Source organism: Enterococcus gallinarum, assembly GCF_021496385.1.
Lineage (GTDB): Bacteria > Bacillota > Bacilli > Lactobacillales > Enterococcaceae > Enterococcus_D > Enterococcus_D gallinarum.
This window is the reverse complement of record NZ_CP050816.1, coordinates 1,175,570-1,196,326: the sequence shown is the minus strand read 5'-3', so window position 1 is coordinate 1,196,326 and position 20,757 is coordinate 1,175,570. Positions and strand designations below refer to the sequence as shown.

The 20,757-nt window shown below is 43.3% G+C and carries 16 protein-coding genes; 2 read left to right on the top strand and 14 right to left on the bottom strand.

Features of this window, described 5'->3' with window-relative positions; genetic code table 11:
- Positions 1-250 precede the first annotated feature (250 nt).
- From HED61_RS05755 to zapA, 5 genes are all read right to left on the bottom strand, one after another.
- Entirely contained in the window at positions 251-2,470 is a 2,220-nt protein-coding gene (locus tag HED61_RS05755; protein WP_219645181.1) for a L,D-transpeptidase family protein, read from the bottom strand.
- Positions 2,471-2,625: 155 nt separating this feature from the next.
- On the bottom strand, positions 2,626-2,940 hold the full coding sequence (gene trxA, locus HED61_RS05750; RefSeq protein ID WP_021149372.1) for a thioredoxin: 315 nt from the start codon (positions 2,938-2,940) through the stop codon (positions 2,626-2,628).
- 94 nt (positions 2,941-3,034) lie between these two features.
- Positions 3,035-5,398 carry an endonuclease MutS2 gene (locus HED61_RS05745; protein WP_005471799.1) on the bottom strand — a complete coding sequence of 788 codons (2,364 nt, stop codon included), beginning with the start codon at positions 5,396-5,398 and terminating at the stop codon, positions 3,035-3,037.
- Positions 5,399-5,470: 72 nt separating this feature from the next.
- The gene (locus HED61_RS05740) at positions 5,471-6,025 is read right to left on the bottom strand and encodes a CvpA family protein (RefSeq protein ID WP_219645182.1); all 555 of its coding nucleotides are present in this window, start codon (positions 6,023-6,025) and stop codon (positions 5,471-5,473) included.
- A 23-nt stretch (positions 6,026-6,048) separates the two neighbouring features.
- On the bottom strand, positions 6,049-6,489 hold the full coding sequence (gene zapA, locus HED61_RS05735) for a cell division protein ZapA (protein WP_003127539.1): 441 nt from the start codon (positions 6,487-6,489) through the stop codon (positions 6,049-6,051).
- 205 nt (positions 6,490-6,694) lie between these two features.
- Here zapA and rnhC point away from each other — a divergent pair, with 205 nt between their 5' ends.
- Complete coding sequence (gene rnhC, locus HED61_RS05730) at positions 6,695-7,630, top strand: ribonuclease HIII (protein ID WP_138371618.1); 936 nt, start codon at positions 6,695-6,697, stop codon at positions 7,628-7,630.
- 126 nt (positions 7,631-7,756) lie between these two features.
- Here rnhC and HED61_RS05725 read toward each other — a convergent pair whose 3' ends face one another.
- The 3 genes from HED61_RS05725 to HED61_RS05715 form a co-directional block, all read right to left on the bottom strand.
- Complete coding sequence (locus tag HED61_RS05725) at positions 7,757-9,484, bottom strand: ABC transporter permease/substrate binding protein (RefSeq protein WP_005471796.1); 1,728 nt, start codon at positions 9,482-9,484, stop codon at positions 7,757-7,759.
- Positions 9,477-10,688, bottom strand: a complete 1,212-nt coding sequence (locus HED61_RS05720; RefSeq protein WP_003127535.1) for a quaternary amine ABC transporter ATP-binding protein — start codon at positions 10,686-10,688, stop codon at positions 9,477-9,479. Before HED61_RS05720 ends, HED61_RS05725 begins: the two co-directional genes overlap by 8 nt.
- A 118-nt stretch (positions 10,689-10,806) precedes the next feature.
- Positions 10,807-11,460, bottom strand: a complete 654-nt coding sequence (locus tag HED61_RS05715) for a GntR family transcriptional regulator (protein WP_003127534.1) — start codon at positions 11,458-11,460, stop codon at positions 10,807-10,809.
- A 345-nt stretch (positions 11,461-11,805) separates the two neighbouring features.
- Between HED61_RS05715 and HED61_RS05710 the strand changes: the two genes are divergently transcribed.
- A complete protein-coding gene (locus tag HED61_RS05710) occupies positions 11,806-13,332 on the top strand; it encodes an AMP-binding protein (protein WP_003127533.1) in 1,527 nt (508 codons plus the stop codon).
- 119 nt (positions 13,333-13,451) lie between these two features.
- Here HED61_RS05710 and menC read toward each other — a convergent pair whose 3' ends face one another.
- Genes menC through menB form a run of 6 tightly spaced genes read right to left on the bottom strand, consistent with a single transcriptional unit; the run spans position 13,452 to position 20,707 of the window.
- Positions 13,452-14,555 carry an o-succinylbenzoate synthase gene (gene menC / locus HED61_RS05705; RefSeq protein WP_219645183.1) on the bottom strand — a complete coding sequence of 368 codons (1,104 nt, stop codon included), beginning with the start codon at positions 14,553-14,555 and terminating at the stop codon, positions 13,452-13,454.
- Between the two features lie 21 nt (positions 14,556-14,576).
- Positions 14,577-15,395, bottom strand: coding sequence for a 2-succinyl-6-hydroxy-2,4-cyclohexadiene-1-carboxylate synthase (gene menH / locus HED61_RS05700; RefSeq protein ID WP_103300634.1), 819 nt, complete (start codon positions 15,393-15,395; stop codon positions 14,577-14,579).
- Complete coding sequence (gene menD, locus HED61_RS05695; protein WP_219645184.1) at positions 15,379-17,097, bottom strand: 2-succinyl-5-enolpyruvyl-6-hydroxy-3-cyclohexene-1-carboxylic-acid synthase; 1,719 nt, start codon at positions 17,095-17,097, stop codon at positions 15,379-15,381. The genes menH and menD overlap by 17 nt, the downstream gene beginning before the upstream one ends.
- A complete protein-coding gene (locus HED61_RS05690; RefSeq protein ID WP_219645185.1) occupies positions 17,075-18,451 on the bottom strand; it encodes an isochorismate synthase in 1,377 nt (458 codons plus the stop codon). Before HED61_RS05690 ends, menD begins: the two co-directional genes overlap by 23 nt.
- Positions 18,429-19,892, bottom strand: a complete 1,464-nt coding sequence (menE, locus tag HED61_RS05685; RefSeq protein ID WP_003127528.1) for an o-succinylbenzoate--CoA ligase — start codon at positions 19,890-19,892, stop codon at positions 18,429-18,431. Before menE ends, HED61_RS05690 begins: the two co-directional genes overlap by 23 nt.
- Positions 19,892-20,707, bottom strand: coding sequence for a 1,4-dihydroxy-2-naphthoyl-CoA synthase (gene menB, locus HED61_RS05680; protein ID WP_003127527.1), 816 nt, complete (start codon positions 20,705-20,707; stop codon positions 19,892-19,894). Before menB ends, menE begins: the two co-directional genes overlap by 1 nt.
- Positions 20,708-20,757: the final 50 nt, after the last annotated feature.

Below are 20,757 nucleotides of genomic sequence, written 5' to 3'. Positions count from 1 at the left end.
CAGTCATTCAAAAGAGAAATCCTTTTCCCAAACGGGCGACACAGCTTTCAAAGGGCAGTTTTTAGTCAATTGCCCCACTTTACAAATCTAACTTCTATCAAAATATCAAAAAGTAAAATATCAAAAAGGCCTTGATCTCTATTCAGAAGATAAAAACTTTCAACTCTAATTACAGTGAAGTGCAAATCAACAACTCTTTTCGCTACAAAAAAACTGCTGCATCCTTATTCAAAGGATGCAGCAGCTAGAATCAGTTAACGATTTTTACGGGAGTGTTGTAAGGTATGTTGTAATAGAACCATTTAGCATCAGGGACTGCTAATCGAATACAGCCATGAGAAGCTCGCTGTCCTAGTTTTTTGCCTTCCACCGAACTAAATGAATTGGTTGACCAAGCAATGCTTGTTGGAACGGTATGGAATAGATAGACACCATGATCTTTGAAAGAACGGTAATAAGCCGCTCCTGAAAAGGCGGAGCCTTTCTCCTGCTGAATTCTAAAATTACCTAACGGTGTCGGCGTAAAAACTGTCCCCGTGGAACAAAGCATGGTATAAATGACTTTGTCGCCTGACTTAATGTAAACTCGCTGCTTACTGATGGACACATGAATGTTTAAATTTTTGACATTTAGCGAGGGGTACTTGCCACCAGTAGTGTACATCCAGAATTTATCATTCACGCTATACGTCTGATTCTCTTTGATCCACCCGATTTTCCCTGCTGGTGAAACCAGATACAGATAATTGCCATCACTCGTTTTGGCTAATTTGGTTGCTTTCGCCATATACCCTTTATAATTACTCTTTTTTCCTAATTTGCTGCTGTTAGGATCAGCAGCATTCAGAAAATTCCCGCTGGCATTGTTGACGATCACATAACGGCTAATATTGCTCTGCGAATGGATTACATGAGCATTTGTGACACCTGTAGCATTGATATAGCCGATCCATGTATTGTTTAAATACAATGAGTAATAGGTCGCACCGTTATAATGCTGATATTTTCCGGTGACTTTGATATTTTTGTTCATATAATTGCCACTCGAAGCTTTCTTCTTAGAAAAATTCAAATCTTGCCACAATGTATAGTTCTTACTTTTCATCCGGATCGTCTTGTTTTCACTCTGCCATATGCCACCTTGATTATTAGCCACAGTAGCGGCTTCAGCATTCAAATAACCGATCCATTTGCCAGTAGAATCAGACAATGAGTAGTAAGTTGATCCGTTCCAATGTTCATATTTTCCTTTAGCCTGGTAAGTTTTTCCATACAATGAAGAGGTAGTGTTCTTTTTGCTCGACCAGTTAAAATTACCCCAAATTGTATAATTTTTCTTTGTTAGAGTAACATATTTACCGTAAGCCTGGTAAGCTCCCTGTGCATTTGTGGTCGTTTTGACACCGGCAGCGTTGATATAACCTAACCACTTGTTCTTATTGTCATACAACGAATAATACGTTGCACCATTAACATGGCGGTATTTTCCTGTGGCTTTGACAGTCTTTCCATTCAAAGCAGCTGTCGTTCCTTTTTTGGCTGACCAATCAAAATTTTGCCATAATGTGTAGTTGCCACTGATGATCGTGGCGTATTTTGATTCAGATTGCCATATGCCTCCAGGTGATTTGGCATCCGCGGCTCCTTTGGCATTAATCCAACCAATAAATTGGTTCTTATCCGTGTACAGAGCATAATAGGTCGAGCCGTTTCCGTGTTTGAAACTTTCTTTTACTTGAAACGTTTGTTGATTGATTGTTTTTGTCGTGCCTAACTGTTTATCAAAAAAAATTGACTCCCATAAAGGATAATTGCCACTTTGAACAGTAGCATATTTTTTTTCTGACTGAAACACCCCATCTGCTGTCGTGACAGACTCTGCTTCAACAATACCAATCACGTGATTCTGTTCATCAAGTAGTTCACTATACTTCTTTTTCGTCGCTGTATCTTGGTACTGTTTGACACTTTTATAAACGTGACCCGCAAGTTCAGTAATTGATCCTGTGGCTGTTAGTTGCGATTGATTGAGGGTATATAAAACCTGACGACTATCCATTGCTTGCGACTCCGTTGTAGTCGCTGTGAAAGTGTTGATTTTAACATAGCGATTTGAATTGGCTAATTCCTTAACAGTGATGACTGGATTCGCTTCTGAAGTATCCGTTTCTTCTGTGGAAGAAACAGTTATTTCTGAACTACTTGTAGTTGTTTCCCCAAAGCTATCAGTCGAACTGTTGCTACTCGCTTCGGAAGTTGACGTGTCTATTGTAGACGATGTCGCAGTTGTTGAGTCAGTCGTTTCGGTTGTCGTCCTACTGGTATTGGTGGTTGATTCGGTGACTTGATTGGCTGAAGAAGTTCCTGTATCAATTGTTTCCGCGTAGGTCGCACCTGCAGATACAAGCGGTGCACTGACCAAGGAAATGATACAGAGCAGCCGGTACCCCCATCCTCTATTCTTTTTCATTTTTCATCCCCCTTTTCAAATAAAAGCACTCCATAGAAAGTAAACGCTCCCCATATTCACACTTTCATTATACCATTGCAAGAATAAATCCTCGCTTAAAACTACTCAAAAAAAAGCAGCGATCGTTTAAGATCGCTGCTTACTATAAAATTTTCTTACATGTGGCTTGCTACCATTTCTTTCAATTGATCTTTGGTATGAACACCAACGGCTTTATCTACCACTTGACCATCTTTTTTCAACAATAGCGTAGGGATCGACATGATACCAAATGAAGCTGGCGTTTCAGGATTTTCATCCACATCCATTTTGACGATTTTTAATTCGTCTTCTTCATATTCATTTGCTAATTGTTCCAAGATTGGTGCTTGCATCCGACATGGACCGCACCATGTTGCCCAAAAATCAATAAGGACTAAGCCTTTATCGGTTTCTTCTGAAAAAGTTTTATCTGTAATTTCTTTTGCCATATTGTTCGCCTCCATTTGATTGCTAAAAAAAGTATAGCATGTTCACGTGCTTTTTTGAAATCCTCTGCTTACAAAAGGTAAGAAGCCTTAACGATTATTTAAATTTTACGATGGTCGCCCCATTGCCACCTTGATTTGCCGGTGCAAACTCAAAACTTTTGACACTACGATGATTTTTCAAATATTCCGTAATTCCTTGCCGTAATGCCCCCGTCCCTTTTCCGTGAACGATCGTCACTTGTGGGTAACCAGCAAGAATCGCCGCATCGAGATACTGATCAACTTCATTCAATGCCTCTTCATAGCGTTTGCCACGAAGATCCAGCTGATTAGGAACATGCGAAGACTCCGCTGAACGGACGGTATGAACGACGCGCTGCACAGGTTCTTTGACAGGTGCTGCCGGCTGTAGATCTGATTCAGGCAGCGTCATTTTTAAGATTCCCAATTGCACTTGCCATTGTGATTGTCCCATCTTTTTGATCAAAGTTCCTCGCTGACCATAGGAAGTAACTAACACTTCATCGCCGACCTTCAATGTTTTCGCAGCTTTGGCTTTTTGCAAGACCTTGTTCTTTTGCAAATGTTCTTCTTGATGAAGATCAGACAATTTTGTGCGGGCTGCGATCAACTCATGTTCTTTGACATGGCTCTGTCCGCTGCTCAATTGCATGTTGCGGATATCCGAAATGATTTTTTCCGATTCCTCTTTTGCTTCTTCAACGATTTGATTTGCTTTCTTGCGGGCTTTTGCTAGTTCTGCTTCGCGTTCTTCAAAGAAAAAGTTATATGCTTGTTTCAATTCTTTTTGCAGCCGTTCCGCTTCTTCTACATAATGCCGCATTTCCAAATACTCTGTTTCGGTCATCTTGCGCCGGTTTTCTAAGTCGGCGATCATCTCATTCAAGTCCTGACTTTCGCCATCCATGATTTGCTTGGCTTGCTCAATGATCTGGGTGTCCAAGCCCAGACGTTTGGAGATTTCAAAAGCATTACTGCGACCAGGCACACCGATCAGCAAACGATATGTTGGGCTTAGGGTATCGACATCAAACTCCATTGAAGCATTGATGGTATTGGCACGATTGTAACCGTACACTTTCAATTCCGGATAATGAGTCGTCGCCATCACATAGGCAGAGCGTGCACCAAGTTCATCAAGAATAGCAATCGCTAACGCCGCGCCTTCTTGCGGATCGGTCCCAGCTCCCAGTTCATCGAATAAAACTAAACTTGTATGGTCCACTTTTTTGAGAACATCGACGATCGTCGTCATGTGAGAAGAGAAGGTAGATAAACTTTGTTCGATGGATTGCTCATCCCCAATATCAGCAAAAATTTCTTGAAAAATGCCCATTTGGCTCTCTTCATCGACTAAAATCGGCAATCCAGATTGGCCCATGATTTGAAGCAATCCCAGCGTCTTCAAGGTGATTGTTTTCCCACCAGTATTCGGACCGGTAATTACCACCGCTTGATAGTCTTCACCAATAGCAATATCATTCGGTACGACTTTTTCTTGATCGATCAGCGGATGACGTGCTTGTTTGAAAACGACATGATTATCTGTATTGATAGCCGGCACGATTGCCTGCAATTCTTTCCCAAAACGTGCTTTGGCATTCATGAAGTCCATCATCCCGATCACATAGGCGTTGTGCAGAATTTCGCGTTGATAAGGAGCTAGCTCTGCAGAAAGTTCCGCTAAGATTCGTTCAATCTCCGTACGCTCAGCGATTTGATGTTGGCGCAGTCGATTATTCTGATCCACCACTTGTTTTGGTTCAATAAATAATGTCTGCCCAGAAGAACTCTGATCATGCACGACCCCGCCAAACACGCCACGATATTCTTGCTTCACCGGAATCACATAACGCTCATTTCGCATCGTGACAATGGTATCGCTCAAATACTTGGCATTTCCGCCACGTACGAGACTATCTAACGTTTCTCTGATCGTTCGTTCAGAACGACGAATATTTTGTCGAATGACACGTAGCTCTGGAGATGCTTCGTCAGTCAACCGACCGTCTTCATCCACTGCTTCTTTCAGGCGACGGCTAAGCGTGGGCAGCGTTACTAACTGCTTTTCCCATTCATACAGTCGCTCGAACTCGATTTCGCTGTCTGATAGATCTTCAAAGAAACGCTTCAATTCATTGGCTGTCACCAACACTCGACCTACTTGCGCTAATTCTAAACCATTCAGGTCCGCTCCGATTTCGATTCGCTTCATTTGCGGACGAATATTTTCAATTTTTGGTACAGGAATACCGCCCCGCAATCGCTGTACTTTTAACGCATCTTCTGTTTCAGCCAGCCAAGTGGAAATTTGCTGAGCATCTGCTGATGGCGCTAATTGAGCTAATTCTTCTTTCCCTTGGGCGGTCACTAGATACTGCCCAACCAATTGTTTTACTTGATCGAAAGCTAAAACATCAAGAATTTTTTTATTCATAGTCTCACCTACTTTTTCATTTTTTTACTTAAGAAAAAAAGCAGCATGGGTCTAATGACCAGCTGCCTTATACTAACCAATCACATTAGTGATCCACAAACGGTAAAAGTAATCAGAAATGATTGGCGAACTTTCAACGATAAAGTGTGCCGTGCTGCTCTTATCAAACAAATTTTGGATAGTCGCTAAAGGAATCATCGAGAGGATCATAAAAAAGAAATAGATATTCAGATAAACTAATAGCGTATTCAAGATCCCTGCTACGACCCAATCATAGCCTTTCAAAAAACGCAGACGTTTGAAACGCAGTCCATTTGCAAAAATGCAAATCAATTTTGTCACTAACCAGCCAGCAAAAAGGATCATAATAAAAGCGACAGCTGCATAGTACGCTTTGTCTAGGTCTAGAGCAAGATCTAGGTTATAAAAGACCAACTTTGAGTCTGCGGTCACAGACATATAAGGAACATATAATTCAATTTTTTTTGCCAAAGCTTGGTAATTTGCCACTGCAACTAAAAAAGAAAAAAGGTATCCTAAAACGGAGACCAGCTGCAATGAAGTCCCTCGCCGCGCGCCACCATAAAATGCCGCTAACAAAAGAATCAGAACCAAAAATCCTATCATTTCAGAGTCCTTTCCGCGCCTACTTAACCATGAGCTGCTTTTTCTTGGATTTTGCGCTTACGTTGTTCATTTAGTATTTGTTGAGCCTCCACATGATTATGGATCTCCACATCTCCGCGACCTGTCTCATCCAATACTTGGCGCGCTTCAGACTCAATCGCTTCGATTCGCTTAATCCGATTCTCTAGTTCGGTCGCCTTAATCGCTTGACTGCGTAACTCTTCTACCTTATTTTGCAAACTTAATACTTGCTCTTGTTTTTTCAACTGATCAGAAATCGCATTGATTGCTAATAGAATTGCTGCTTGCTCTTTATCGACTTGAGAAGACAGCCCCATGATTTCTGTCAATTGGTCATTGACTAATTTCGTTACCATATCCATATGTTGTTTACTTTCACGCCCAATAATCGTGTAGCTTTGATTGGCGATTACTGCTTTATAACGTTTCTTTTGCTCCGTCATAGGAAAGATTCCTCCCATTGCTGTTCTGTACTATTTTATCACTTTCTGCACGCGTATCGCAAACTCCTACCTATTATACGTGATTTCTAGTGTAATTTCCATGCCAATCGTTTTTTTAGAAAGAGGCTTCGTAAAATTTTTACCTATGGTAGAATCTAAGAAGATGTTCTATTCAAATAACCAGTATGTATATCGGAGGAAGACAATGAGTAATATCGTCATTAAAGTATCTCAAAAAACTATCGCAGAAATGATGAACTTCTATCAGCAAGCGCTGTTGAATAAAAAAGTTCCTTATACCGTGTTTGTTGCCAAAAAAGAACAAACGACCATCACCGCTTATACTTCTGGTAAAGTGATGTTTCAAGGCAGTGGTGCAGAAGCTGAAGCAGCTCGTTGGAGCAATTCCGCCGACTTGTCCAAAACAGCAAATACGAACAACAAGGCTCCTTCATCCTCCTTGCCTGCTGACTTTTCACAGTGGAGTGTCGTTGGTAGTGATGAAGTTGGCAATGGCAGTTATTTTGGTCCTTTAGTCGTTTGCGCTGTCTATGCCAGTAAAGATCAGCTACCCGCATTGAAAGCATTAGGTGTCAAAGACTCCAAAATGTTGACTGATCCACAAATTCGGGCAATGGCCCCAAAAATAAAAAAACTTGTGCCTTATCAATTACTGACAGTTGAACCAACTAAATACAATGAGATCCAACCTAAATACAACACCGTTCGAATGAAAGTTGCGCTACACAATCAAGCCATTCGGCTACTGTTGCAAAAAATCGCACCAAAAACACCGGATGCCATCTTGATTGATCAATTCACTAGCGAAAAAAATTACCGTACCTATCTAAAATCAGAAAAAAATCAAATCACAGAAAAATTGTTTTTTGCAACAAAAGGGGAGCAATATCATTTAGCAGTGGCTGCGGCCTCCATTCTATGCCGCACTGTTTTTCTGGAGGAACTAGAGAAGGCCTCACAAGAAGTTGGATTACAGCTTCCTTCGGGTGCCGGCAGCAAATCCGATCAGGTCGCTGCTCAGCTTTTGCAAAAAGGCGGAATGCCTTTATTAGCGAAGTATACCAAACTGCATTTCGCCAATACTGAAAAAGCACAAAAAATTGCTGGCTACTATCAGTAGACAGTCAGTAGACAGTCAGTAGACAGTGAAAAAAACGAAAGTCTCACACCTGAACTCGGCCACCGAGTCTAGATGCGAAACTTTCTTTTTTTGTTTATTTATCTGATCCTTTCATGCTTCATTGACTTACTTCGTCCAAGCTGCCACTTCTTCTGGGTGATTGGTTACCCAATCTTTTGCAGCATCTTCAGCAGAAGTTCCATCGTTGATTGCCAGCATGACTTCTTCCATATCTTCTTGTGTCCAATTGAATTTATCCAGTACTTCATAAACTTCTGGCAGATCATCAGCTAATCCTTGGCGTACCATCGTATTGATACTCTCCGCTTCTCCCATCGTTCCTTCAGGATCATCTAGATATTTCAAATCATATTTTGCAAACATCCAGTGAGGCGACCAGCCAGTGATCACAATGTCTTCTTTATTCTTGATGGCTTGTCCTAACGCCACAGTCATTGCCCCGGAAGAAGATGTCGCCACATTCCAATCAGAAAGATTATCATATGTTGCAACTGTATTTTCAGCAGCAGCGACCACACCTGCACCTGGTTCAATTCCCGTGATCGTTTTTCCTGCCTCATCCGATAGATCTGCGATAGAGTCAACTGCCATGTAGCTAGGAACTGCAATTCCCAGTTTAGCTCCCTCTAAGTTTGGTCCTAGATTTTCTACTTGGTCTTTATATTGTTCATATTGAGCTTGATGAGTTGAAGGCAACCAGGCAGCTACCATCCCGTCAACTTCGCCTTTAGCCACAGATTCCCACATGATCGCATTGTCTAATGGTGTCGTCTTGACTTCATAGCCCATTTCTTTTAACACTTCAGCTACCACATGAGTGGAAGCCACTTCTGTATCCCATTCGACATATGCTAAGTTGACTGTTCCTTTATTGTCTGAAACACGACCAAAAGCTACAGAAGCACCAATCAGCGCAACAACAGCTGCGGCAGCGATCCCGCCAAAGAGACGTTTTTGCTTGCGGCTTTTCGCGGACACGGCTTTTTTCTTATGAGCGGGTTTATTCAAGTTTTGGGTAAACCGATCCATAATGATCGCTAAGATCACTAATGAAACCCCACTAACAAATCCATTTCCGACTTGTGCCCGCTGCAGTGCAGATAGGACACCTCGTCCAAGACCAGGGGCACCGATCATCGAAGCAATCACTACCATTGAAAGAGCAAGCATCGTGGTTTGATTGACACCTGCTAAAATCGTACTTTTCGCTAATGGCAATTCTAACTTGACCAATTTCTGCCAGCCAGTTCCCCCAAAGGAATCCGAAGCTTCGACTAATTCACGAGAAATTTGACGGATTCCTAAATTAGTCATCCGTACAGTCGGCGGCAATGCAAAAATCACTGAGGCAAAAACCCCTGGTACCATGCCGATCCCAAAGAAAGCGACTGCTGGGATCAGATAGACGAAGCCAGGCATCGTTTGCATGAAATCTAAGATTGGCGTAACGATGCTTTGCGCCTTTTCGCTTTTTGCCATTAAGATTCCGAGGGGAATACCGATAATGATCGATACCAGACTAGAGAGCAGAACCAATGTGACAGTATTCATCAAATCAGTCCACAAACCTTGATTGTAGATAAACAGTAGCCCGACAAATGTAAATGCCGTCAGCCCCCATTTTTTACTTGAAACAAAAAATGCAGCGATTGTCAGCAGCAAGATCATGACTAGTGGTGGCACAAAAAGCAAAGTATTGGTCATTCCATCCATCACGAACTGACCAAAAGACTGCAATGCGGAAAAGAGCCCACTAAAAGTTCCTGTTAGCCAATCTGTAAAGGACTCTACCCAATCAGCAACTGGAATCGTTTGTTGAAGAAAATTACCCATTGACGACCACTCCTTCCTCTGTCACTGATGAATCCGTTTCTGCCAGTGCTTCGATCACACTGCCTCGAATAACTACACCGATCAGACGATCATTTTCAACCACCGCTAACGGTGTCGGGGAATCATAAATTAAATTGAAAATATCCGTCACTAGCATATCTTTGTCGATTTTTTGTACATTTTTATCGATGACTTCTTTTAGGGTCAAATTGTTTTTGCGTGCTTCGCGAGCCGACTCAGCTGTCAAACTACCTTTTAGATGACGTTTTTTGTCTACCGCCAGCAACATACTAACTTCCTCTTTACGCATTCGATTTAGCGCAACGCTTGGCCCATCGATTTCGATATTTGTCGTTAGTGCTGGTACCATGATGTTTTGAGCCGTCAAAACTTTCGAGCGATCGACATCTTCGACGAAATCTCTCACATATTGGTTCGCAGGATTGGTCAGAATCTCTTCTCCTGTCCCAATTTGCATGATTTGTCCATCTTTCATCAAAGCAATGCGATCACCAATTCGCAAGGCTTCATTCAAATCATGAGTGATAAAAATAATTGTCTTTTGGACATTGGCTTGTAATTCTAACAACTCATCTTGCATTTCACGACGAATCAACGGATCTAACGCTGAGAATGCTTCGTCCATCAATAAGATCTCTGGATCATTTGCTAATGCTCGCGCCAGACCAACCCGTTGTTGCATCCCACCAGACAGTTGATCAGGATATTGATCCTTGAAAGATAATAGCCCAGAATTAGCTAAAGCTTTTTCGGCTTTGGCTACTCGCTCTTCTTTGGGAACCCCTCGCACCTCTAAGCCATATTCTGTATTCTCAAGAATCGTTCGGTGAGGGAACAAACCAAAGCTTTGGAAAACCATGTTGATCTTATGGCGTCGGACTTCACGTAATTCTTCTTTACTCATCTTCGCAATGTCTTCCCCATCAATATAAATGTCCCCACCGGATGGTTCGATCAACCGATTCAATAAACGGATCAAGGTTGACTTCCCACTACCAGAAAGTCCCATAATCACAAAGATTTCTCCTTCATTGACTTCAAAATTCACATCATAGACGCCAACAGTGGCCCCAGTTTTTTCTAGAATTTCATTCTTGCTGCGTTGTTCTTGAATCATGGCAAACGCTTGTTGCTTCTTCTTGCCAAAGATTTTCGTTAAATGTGCAACTTTAACTTTACTCACTTATACTGACTCCTTTTTCTGAAAAATTTCACGAAAGTGACCATACTATACTAACAGCATGTGGTCACTTTGTCAAAAAAAGATTCCATCTCTTCTTAGAAATGGAATCTTTCGCTCTTCAATTAGCGGAGTCTTGTGGATAAAAAAAGTTCGTCATACGTTGTAGTGCCAACTCATTTCCGACAAAATAAATCGTATTGCCGGCACTAAACTTGGCGTAAGGGCCTGGTGAGAGCAATAACTCCTGTTCCGTTTGGATTGCCACGATGGTTGCTCCCGTTACTTGCCAAATATTCAGCTCGTGGACACTTTTCTCTAAGTGCTGGGCATCTTCTTTCAATAACAATTCAAATGGCAGAAAAGGGCTCATATTATGCACTTTTTTCGTTTGCCGAACCAAAACATTCAATAGTTCCGAAAAATTATCCAGCTCTTGTTGTTGCCGTTCAACGCTTTCTAAAATGTCTTTACGAATCTCTTGGATCGATTGAACATCTTTGTACTGATCCAAAAAAGATTGCGCCTTTTCTTTTGAGGCAATATACGCGCCGCTCCCATGACGGACATCCATGATCCCCAAATCGACCAAGACATTGATTGCTTTACGGGCTGTTTCTGGCGACACATTGAAGTTACTGGCTAATGTCGAACGGGCATGAACCTTTTGTCCAACTTCGTAGCGATTTTCCACGATTCTTTCCGCGATCTCCACAGCGATCTGCTGGTATCGAGGAAGCGAAACATGTTTTTTATTTTGTATCTTTTTGGCCATCGGGATCTTCCTTTGTCTTTTTTTTCATGATAGCAATAAAAAGACATACTGACAACTATCGTCCTGCTGATGTTCGCAATAGAATCTTTTGTTCTAACTATCCTCGGTTGCCCTTGTGCCAATCAAAACATACCAATCGAGTATCACTAATCAAACTTGATTGTCTCAAAATAGCCCTACCCGGCTTGTAAGTCAGTTGATTTAAGACGTTATGTGAAAAAAATCCCAAAGTAACTATTCTTAAAAAAAACGCTATGTTAAAATGAACCATAGTTTGAGAAAGGTGACTTTATTAACCATCGAAGTTAACAAAACACCGTCATCAATTTAAAGGAGTGTGTTATTTTGTCTATTTTAGCGTATCAACCATTGAATCTTTATACCAATTACCGCGATGCGGCGGAGGCTTATCCAGACGTCCCAATCATTCATGATGAGATCTTGCCAGCTTTTCCTGAATTGGGTTACCGCAGCACATATCATTCAAGTCATGAAATAATCTTAAAGCGGGCGTATCAACTTGCCCACCTTGGCGTCCAAGCCGGAGATAAAATCATTATCTATAAATCATCAAAATTTGATACGTATCTTTTAGCTACAGCTGCTGCTTATTTAGGCGCTGTCCCAGCAATGATTTCTTATCATTTTCCAGCTTCAACGATCGAAGTCTTTGTTGACCGCTTAGAAGATCCTTATATCCTTTTTGATGAAGAGACAGAAAACCGAGTGGCAGCTGTCAAAAACAGCAGCCCGAACAAGCAGATTGCTGTCCGCAATCTATTGTTGCAACCAGCTGAACCTGTTGGCCAAACCGAATTGCCTCACGATCAAATTTCTTATATGACCCACACCTCAGGCACAACAGGAATACCAAAATTGATTTGTCACTCGGCCAATTCTATGGGGTGGCGGACAAAGTGGCAGCGAACTGTCTTCACAAAAATCGCAGAAACAAAATTAGTGGCGTTCCATATTTCACCGGTTCATTCTCGCTTCAATATTGGGATCTCTTCTTTGATGTCTATGGGCTTTCCAATGATGCCTCTTGCTAGTGCGAATGGTCCTCACGTCGTTCGGATGTTGAAAGAGAATCCACCGATTGCCTTAGAGACACACCCAAATAACTTCGTGCAATGGCGATTCGTTGCAGAAGAACACCCTGAAGCTTTTGCTGGAATACGGTATTATCACTCCACATTCGATGCCATCAATAATCAAACAATGGCAGCTTTCTTACAAACTTCTGCCAATCAAGATGCCATCTTCTTGCAAGTATACGGCCAAAGCGAGTGCGGCCCAATGATCCTAAAAGCACATACGCTAGAAAGTATACAATCAAATGATGCTCGCGATATGGGGATTGGTTTAGGCGATTTGACCAAAGCACGAATCGCAGATGCTGACGGCAATGAGTTGCCTGCAAATACAGACGGACATATCCACTTCCTATCCAAAGGACGGGCATTGACTTATTATAAAGAAGATCAGCGTTTTACTGAGAATGTTTATGGAGATTGGTGGGATAGCGGCGATTATGGCAGCATGAATGAAGAAGGCCATTTATTCTTGAAAGACCGCCAAGTGGATCTGATTGAATCCATCGATAGTAATTTAGCTTTAGAAGATCTGCTTTTAGATACATTGGATTTTCTAGCTGAAGTGGTCATCGTTCGTGACAAAGAAAATTCACCGCAACCGATCATTGCCTTAGCACCAAACCGTGAAATGGATTGGACAGCTTGGTGGCAAGCAGTAGAAGATCTTCCTCGTTTGAATCAGCCAATTCTCTGGGACTTTGAAAAGATCCCTCGTACAGCAACAATGAAAGTTCGCCGTTTGCAAATTGAGAAAGAATTTAAAGAACAGGCTTAGCAACAGGCGCTTGCACGCCCTTTTATCCAAATAACAGCAAAAAGCACCCTCACTAAAAGCGAGAAGGTGCTTTTTGCTGCTTGATAATTGATCTGCTGATCAAAAACTATTTCTAAAGTTCAACCTAACAAACGATTACGGGAAACACAATAGTCAGCTATTTTCTTTTCATCTAGTGTGAAGCCCGCTCCCACACCAACAGGCACCTGAAGACAGCCATTTTTGATCTTCGCAGGTTCAGTGACGATGTCATCGTAAAAATAACGATCAGAAGCAGATAGATCACCAGGGAAGTGGAAGGGAGCTTGGCTGGCAAACTGCAGATTCAACGCTCGTCCCACTCCTGATTCGAACATTCCACCTAGCCAGACATCCAATCCATAATGTTGGCAGGCTGAAACAATTCGCATCGCTTCGGTGATTCCTCCCACTCGCGGAATTTTTAGATTGATTGCTCGGCAACTATCTAATGAGGCAACAACAGCGACATCTTCTGCAGTACGTATATCTTCATCTAAACATAGCGGCGTCTTTAACTGCTTCTGCAGACGGCGATGCCCCACTAGATCCCGGATCTTCAACGGTTGCTCGATCATTGCCAGCCCCAATTCATCTAATGCGAGAATCTTTTCCGGTTGATCTTCATAAGCGCCGTTCGCATCAGCCATCAGCACTAGCTCGGGAAAGGTTTCCCGAACGGCTGTCAACGGCTCTAAGTCGACTCCCGGCTTGATTTTGATTTTTACTCGCTGATATCCTTGCGCTACATAATCAGCGACTTGTGCGACTAGCTGTTCTGTGGATGCTTGAATCCCCACACTGACCCCTACAGCAAGCTTGTCTCTTGTTGTAGGATAAAAAGAGGTCAGACTGCAATGTTTTTGGCGGCCATATAAATCCCAAATCGCCGTTTCAACTGCTGATTTGGCCATAAAATTTCCTTGAACTGTTTGAAATAACGTCCAAACATCTCGCGGATGATCGATGTTTCCTGTCAGCAATGGGATTAAGAACTTGCTAATGACTTCTCGAGCTGAAGCCAACGTTTCTTCAATATAATCTGGTTGCTGAAAAGCCACCAATTCTCCAACACCTACGGTTCCGTCTTGGTCGGTCAGTACAAGCAGGTCAAATGCTTTTTCCGTCAAGCGACCATAACTCGTCTCAAAAGGCTGCCTCAATGGGAGTCGACAAGCAATCCGTTCTGCTTTGACGATTTTCATACGCGCTCTCCTTTTCCAATATCAGTGTGCGGTCAACCAAGCATGCACTTCATTTGCCACTACATCTGGACGTTCCAAATGCACGCAATGACCGGCTTTTGACACCGAGAGGATAGTCAACGCTGGTTGTTGCTGCTGCATTTTTTTAGCGATCAGGAAAAATTTTTCATCCCATTCTCCAGTGAGAACCAGAAATGGGCACTGAATGTCTGCCAAATTTTGCCAGAAGCTAGGTTGTGTTCCTGTTCCGCTATAGTACAAACTCATCGCCAAACCAAACGCCTGTTGGCTCAAACGCGTCGCTCGTACTTGCTGCTGTATTTCCTTTGGTAATCGTTTTTGACTAGCAAACAATGGCAGTTCTTGCCAATAATCAACAAAGTCAACCAGCGGTTGCTGAATCAATCGTATCGCCAAACGTTGATCATTGCGTCGGCGAAGACTGCGGGCAGATTCTGATTCCAGTCCCGGAGAGCCGCTCTCCATGATCAAGCCAGCGATCTTGTCTGGGAAAGCAACCGTCCATGCCAATGCCGTACGAGCACCCATTGAATAGCCATAAAGATAATAACGGTCAACCGTTAAACGATCCACCAATTCTGCCAGATCCGTTACCATCTGAATCATCTCATAGCGTAACGGGTGCACATGACTGGCGGAACCACCATGACCCAACAAATCGATTGCTAAGACATTGAAGGACGTTTCTTGAGCAAACACTGGGCGAAAAGAATCTGAAGTGCCAGTAAATCCGTGCAGAACTACGAGGGTCGGCAGATCAGCCAGATAAGGTCGATACCACTGATACAAATAGTTCACACCGTTAACGTTTATTTTCATTGGAGATCCTTTCCTGAAACTCCTGTTGCAACACTTGCCAAGCGATCACAGGATCTTTTTGCAGGCCAACTACTTCAATGATCTGAAAACAAGGCGTCGTTAATGATTGCTCGATTTGGGAGGCAAAATCAGTCAAAGTTGCTGGAGCGTGCCATTTCGCGCCATAAAGTTTTGCAGCTTGCTGAAAGTCAAGATCCAACGGGGTGCCAAATAGCGGCACAAAGTCACTTTCTGACAAGGTATTTTGCGATAAGAAGGAAAAAATCCCCCCACCGTTATTATTCAGTAAAATGATCGTGACTGGCAGCTGATATTGTTTGAGCAATTGCAGCCCATTCATATCATGAAAGAAAGCTAGATCGCCAATCAATAAATAGGTCGGTTTTTGGCTGGCAGCTGCGATCCCAGCAACGGTCGATATCAACCCATCGATACCATTCACACCGCGATTGCCAAATACTTGGTAAGCACTACCTGTAACCGTTCCGTATCGATCAACAAAGCGGATCGCATTACTATTTGCTAAGAGCAATTGGGCATCATGTCCCAATGTTTGTTGCAAGATCCGTACAGCAGCAGTTTCATTCCACTCCGTTAAAGAATGAGTCGTTGCCAATGCTTCCTCAGCGACGGCTTGCAGCTTTTGCCATGGCTGAAACCATTCTGGTTGTGGTCTGCTAGGCAACTTGCTTACTTGCTCCACAAAATCCTCTATCGTAAGCTGTAGCAAAAAGGCTGAGCGATGCAATTGATCTTGCCACTGTCCAGATTCATCCACGAAAAGCCAGTCGATGCCTTCCGGCAGACCGCTTAACCAAAGCAAGACATTTTTGGTCACTGGCAAGCGACCAAAACGAATAACGACTTCGGGAATAAAGTCCGCATCTAGTTGTGGAAAAATCAAATCAGCCTGTGGGAGAAAATGAGCCGACGTTTCCCCGCAAGTGGCCAAATTTGTCAGTGGATCCCCCACTAGCGGCCAGCCAAGATGATTGGCAAGCGCATGCAGCGTTTCTGCTTCAGAAGGTGTCAAACTTTCACCCACCACTAGGAGCCCTTTTTTCATAAACAATGGTGCCAGTTCTGTCAATACAGCTGCAGGTAGCGATTGCTGTGTAGGGAGGTAAGCGATATTTTGTTGGATCGAACAAGTCCGCGTGAAGTCAGGCAGTAATGGTTCCCGCAAAGGAAAATTCAGGTGTACGGGACCACGTGGCTGCTTTAATGCTTCGATCGTTGTCGTGGCAGCCTGCCAAAAGCTGTACTTCAGCATGTTGGGTGTATTCTCCGGCACAGTCATTTCTACCATTTTTTTTACATGAGAAGCATACAGACTTTGCTGATCCATGGCTTGCGGTGCACCAACACCACGTAGTTCCGGTGGCCGATCAGCAGTTAAGACGATCAATGGCAAATTTGTGGCTTCCGCCTCACAAATTGCTGGATAGTAATTGGCTGCAGCAGTACCTGATGTACATAGTAAAAGTGTCGGCTGCAAATCGACTTTGGTCATTCCCAACGCAAAAAAAGCTGCTGAACGTTCATCGACATCGATCCAACAAGTGATTTCTGGATCCCGATGCAAAAGCAATGCCAACGGTGTCGACCGCGATCCGGGACTGATCACCGCTCGCTTTATTCCAGCGGCTTTAAACCCATGGATTGCTGCCAACAAGTAGTCAGTCATGACTTGCTGATTCATTCTCTATCACTCCTCTTAGCATAGGTTGGAATTTCAAGGCTGTCTCTTGGCGCTCTTCTTCTGCAACAGAATCGGCGACGATCCCGCATCCTGCGTAAAGGATGCCTTCTGTCCCATGAAAAACACCAGAACGAATCGCTACTGCAAATTCTCCGATATCTTCTTGGATACCTAGCCACCCGATTGGTCCACCATATAATCCCCGACGCGCAGGTTCGTGTTTACGAATCCATGCCAGCGCATCAGCTTTTGGCTCCCCACCTAGGGCTGGTGTTGGATGCAGCTTAGCCACTGCTTCTAAAAAAGAAACAGCGGGCTTCCGCTTGCCAGACAAAGGCACAAATAAGTGCTGAATGTCGCGATTCTTGATGATCGATCGCACCTCTGAATGGAACCCTTCCACCAATAAGGAAGACAACGCCTGCTCCAGGCGATTGACAACTACTTGATGCTCATGGGTATTTTTAGGATCAGTTAATAATGCATCAGCTATTTGCTGATCTTCTGCTGGTGTGCTGCCTCGAGGCGCAGACCCTGCAATGCTGACTGTCTCGAAATGACTGGCAGTCGCCTTTAACAAGCGCTCCGGTGTGGCACCAATAAACGAAACCTCGTCTTCAAAAGCAAAGAGATAGGTATTGGTTTGTTGCTCTGCAAGACGGGCCAACACCGCAAAGGAATCAATCTCCTTCTTAGTAGTGATTTTCATTCGCCGAGCTAAAACAACCTTCTCCAAAGGCGTTTTTGCAGAGCGGATCGCAGCGACTGTCTCATCGACCGCTTTTACCCATTGTGGTACGTCTAATTCTGTTTGCTGCAACAAACAAGCCCCTACAGGCTGTTGCGCTTGTTTTCCCCATTGCTCAACGAGTTGTTGTAAATCAGCAAACTGTCCGAACAGCGTTTCCACGTCATTCGTATCCTTCGTTTCGACGGTCAAGATCACACCATACACATCATTTATTTTTCTAAAAAGAATTTTCGGCAACACAAAAAGACCATTGCCGATTGTGCCCCATTCTGCTGCTCCTTGGCTTTGTTCATCAAAAGCAAAAGCCCCTAATAATGTAGCAGCCATTTGGTCCGTATTTGGTTGAAAATGCTGCTTTTTAAGGTTTCGACGCTGCCGCTCAAAATCAATCAATGATGGGTTCGCGTACCGTTTCACACTGCCGATACCCAAAAAACAGGTTGCTTGATCTGATGATCGCCAAAAATAACGTTCACCAATAAATTGACTGGCAGCAGCATATAACTGAACAAAATCACAAAGTGCAAGTGGGTAATAATGACTAAACACCTTTTTGCCAGCAGCTAATGCTTGTTGATACTCATTCTTTGATTTGCTGTTCAATGTAGTTCACTCTTTCTTCTGTCAGCAATACACGCTTTACTATTTTCCCGCTAGCGGTACGCGGCATTTCTTTTACTTGATAATAGCGACGGGGGTGTTTGTACCGAGCAAGCTGTGGGGTTAGATAGGCGATCAATTCTGGTAATGTAATCGGCTCTTTGAGTGTAAGATAAGCAACTGGCTCTTGTCCCCACACTCCACTTGGCTCGCCCACCACTGCCGCTTCTTCAATTGCAGGGTGGCTAACTAATGCCTGTTCAACTTCAGCTGGATAAATATTTTCGCCACCGGAAATAATCAATTCGCTCAAACGAGATACCACATACAAATACCCTTCAGAATCCAAATAGCCAAGATCACCGGTGGCAAACCAGCCATCCTGCGTCCACTGCTCCAACCCGCGATCATTCAAATAGCACGTAACGATCGCAGGTCCTTGCAACTGGATTTCCCCCAGTTTTCCTTCTTTTTCGATAACAGATTCTTTCAAAGACTGCGACTGAATCCGCAAATTGACTTGGGCTAATGGTAATCCAGCAGAACCAATTTTTTCCTCGGCTTTATCTGGAGGCAAAGCAACGACTTGCGAACAAGTTTCAGTCATCCCATAGGATTGAATAACTGATAAGCACTTGTCTTGGCATTGCATCAAGACTGATCTGGCAATCGGACCACCACCTAAAAGAATATAGCGCAATGAAGGGTAACCATTGTCTCCAGTCAAAGGCAAAAGATCGATCAGCATTTTGGTCACTAACGAGAGCACCGTTCCTTTACCAGCAGCTAGGTCTGATGCGATTTGCTGCGCATCGAATCGATCATATAATCGAACACTGATCCCTAAAATCAAGGAACGCAACAAAATTGATAAACCGCTAATATGATACAACGGAACGACACAACACCAGCAGTCGTCAGCAGTCACCGACAAGTTGATCTGCGTGGCTTGTGCACTGGCAAAATGATTGCCAAATGTTTGAGGCACTCCTTTGGGATTACCCGTCGTGCCAGAAGTGTACATGATCGATGCAACTTGTGTTTTTTGGTAAATCGAAATCGGCGCAGAAAAAAAACGTTCTTGCAATTTGCCAAAAGGCAGGAACTTGATTCTCGGCAAGGAAAGCGATCGATTGGTGACTACCCACTGACAGGCAGCATCGGTTAATTGATAGTACAGCTCTTTTTCAGTCAATCGAGTGTTTAAGAACTGAATTTGTTTTCCTAATTCCCAAAGTGCCAAAATCGTGAAATACATCTCAGGAGAGTTATTGCTTAAAATCGCTACTCGCTCGATTGTTTGAGGAATCCGATGTTCATAATAGCAAGCATAAGCCGTGACTTCTTTTTGCAAGGCAGCAAACGACCAGCTTTTATCTTGCCAATAAAAAGCTGGTCGTTCTGGATGAAGTTGTGCTTGCCGTTGCAGCCAACTACCATTCATTAAGGGAATTTAGGGAATTGGTCGAAATTAGGCTGACGTTTTTCTTTAAACGCATCGCGGCCTTCTTTTGCTTCATCCATTGTGTAATACAATAAGGTCGCATCGCCAGCAAGTTGTTGGATTCCGGCTAGCCCATCTGTATCGGCATTCATTGAGGCTTTGATCATGCGCAAAGCCAATGGGCTTTTTTGCAGCATCGTTTCTGCCCATTCCATCGTCACATCTTCCACTTGATCAAGAGGAACGACTGTATTGATCCAGTTCATTGCTAAAGCTTCTTCTGCTGTATACTGTTTCGTCATAAACCAAACTTCTTTGGCTTTCTTGTGGCCAATCGTTCGAGCAAGATAGCCTGAACCGTAACCGCCATCGAAACTGCCGACATTCGGTCCTGTTTGACCAAATTTCGCATTATCTGCCGCGATCGTTAGATCACAAACCAGCTGCAGCACGTTTCCGCCTCCAATAGACCAACCTTTGACCATAGCGATTACCGGTTTTGGTAATGTCCGGATCAAACGTTGCAAGTCCAGCACATTGAGACGAGGAACTTGATCTTCACCAACATAGCCGCCATGTCCGCGAACTTTTTGGTCGCCGCCAGAACAAAAAGCTTTGTCGCCAGCCCCTGTTAGAATGATCACACCAATGCCAGGTTCATCGCGACTGATTGAAAAAGCATCGATCATTTCAAACACCGTTTTCGGTGTAAAGGCATTGTGGACTTCTGGACGATTGATCGTGATCTTCGCCACTTTACCATGCTGTTCAAATAAAATTTCATCGTATTCTTTTAAGGTTTTCCATTCTCTCATTACAGGTTCCTCCTTATGTCACATGTTTACATTATACACATTTCTGAGCG

Bases quoted from the DNA above. Each gene is read 5' to 3' on its own strand.
- trxA (WP_021149372.1), bottom strand. From the start codon at position 2,940: ATGGCAAAAGAAATTACAGATAAAACTTTTTCAGAAGAAACCGATAAA.
- HED61_RS05755 (WP_219645181.1), bottom strand. From the start codon at position 2,470: ATGAAAAAGAATAGAGGATGGGGGTACCGGCTGCTCTGTATCATTTCC.
- menC (WP_219645183.1), bottom strand. From the start codon at position 14,555: ATGAAAATCGTCAAAGCAGAACGGATTGCTTGTCGACTCCCATTGAGG.
- HED61_RS05725 (WP_005471796.1), bottom strand. From the start codon at position 9,484: ATGGGTAATTTTCTTCAACAAACGATTCCAGTTGCTGATTGGGTAGAG.
- HED61_RS05745 (WP_005471799.1), bottom strand. From the start codon at position 5,398: ATGAATAAAAAAATTCTTGATGTTTTAGCTTTCGATCAAGTAAAACAA.
- menE (WP_003127528.1), bottom strand. From the start codon at position 19,892: ATGAATGGTAGTTGGCTGCAACGGCAAGCACAACTTCATCCAGAACGA.
- HED61_RS05740 (WP_219645182.1), bottom strand. From the start codon at position 6,025: ATGATAGGATTTTTGGTTCTGATTCTTTTGTTAGCGGCATTTTATGGT.
- menB (WP_003127527.1), bottom strand. From the start codon at position 20,707: ATGAGAGAATGGAAAACCTTAAAAGAATACGATGAAATTTTATTTGAA.
- menH (WP_103300634.1), bottom strand. From the start codon at position 15,395: ATGAAAATAAACGTTAACGGTGTGAACTATTTGTATCAGTGGTATCGA.
- rnhC (WP_138371618.1), top strand. From the start codon at position 6,695: ATGAGTAATATCGTCATTAAAGTATCTCAAAAAACTATCGCAGAAATG.
- zapA (WP_003127539.1), bottom strand. From the start codon at position 6,489: ATGACGGAGCAAAAGAAACGTTATAAAGCAGTAATCGCCAATCAAAGC.
- menD (WP_219645184.1), bottom strand. From the start codon at position 17,097: ATGAATCAGCAAGTCATGACTGACTACTTGTTGGCAGCAATCCATGGG.
- HED61_RS05715 (WP_003127534.1), bottom strand. From the start codon at position 11,460: ATGGCCAAAAAGATACAAAATAAAAAACATGTTTCGCTTCCTCGATAC.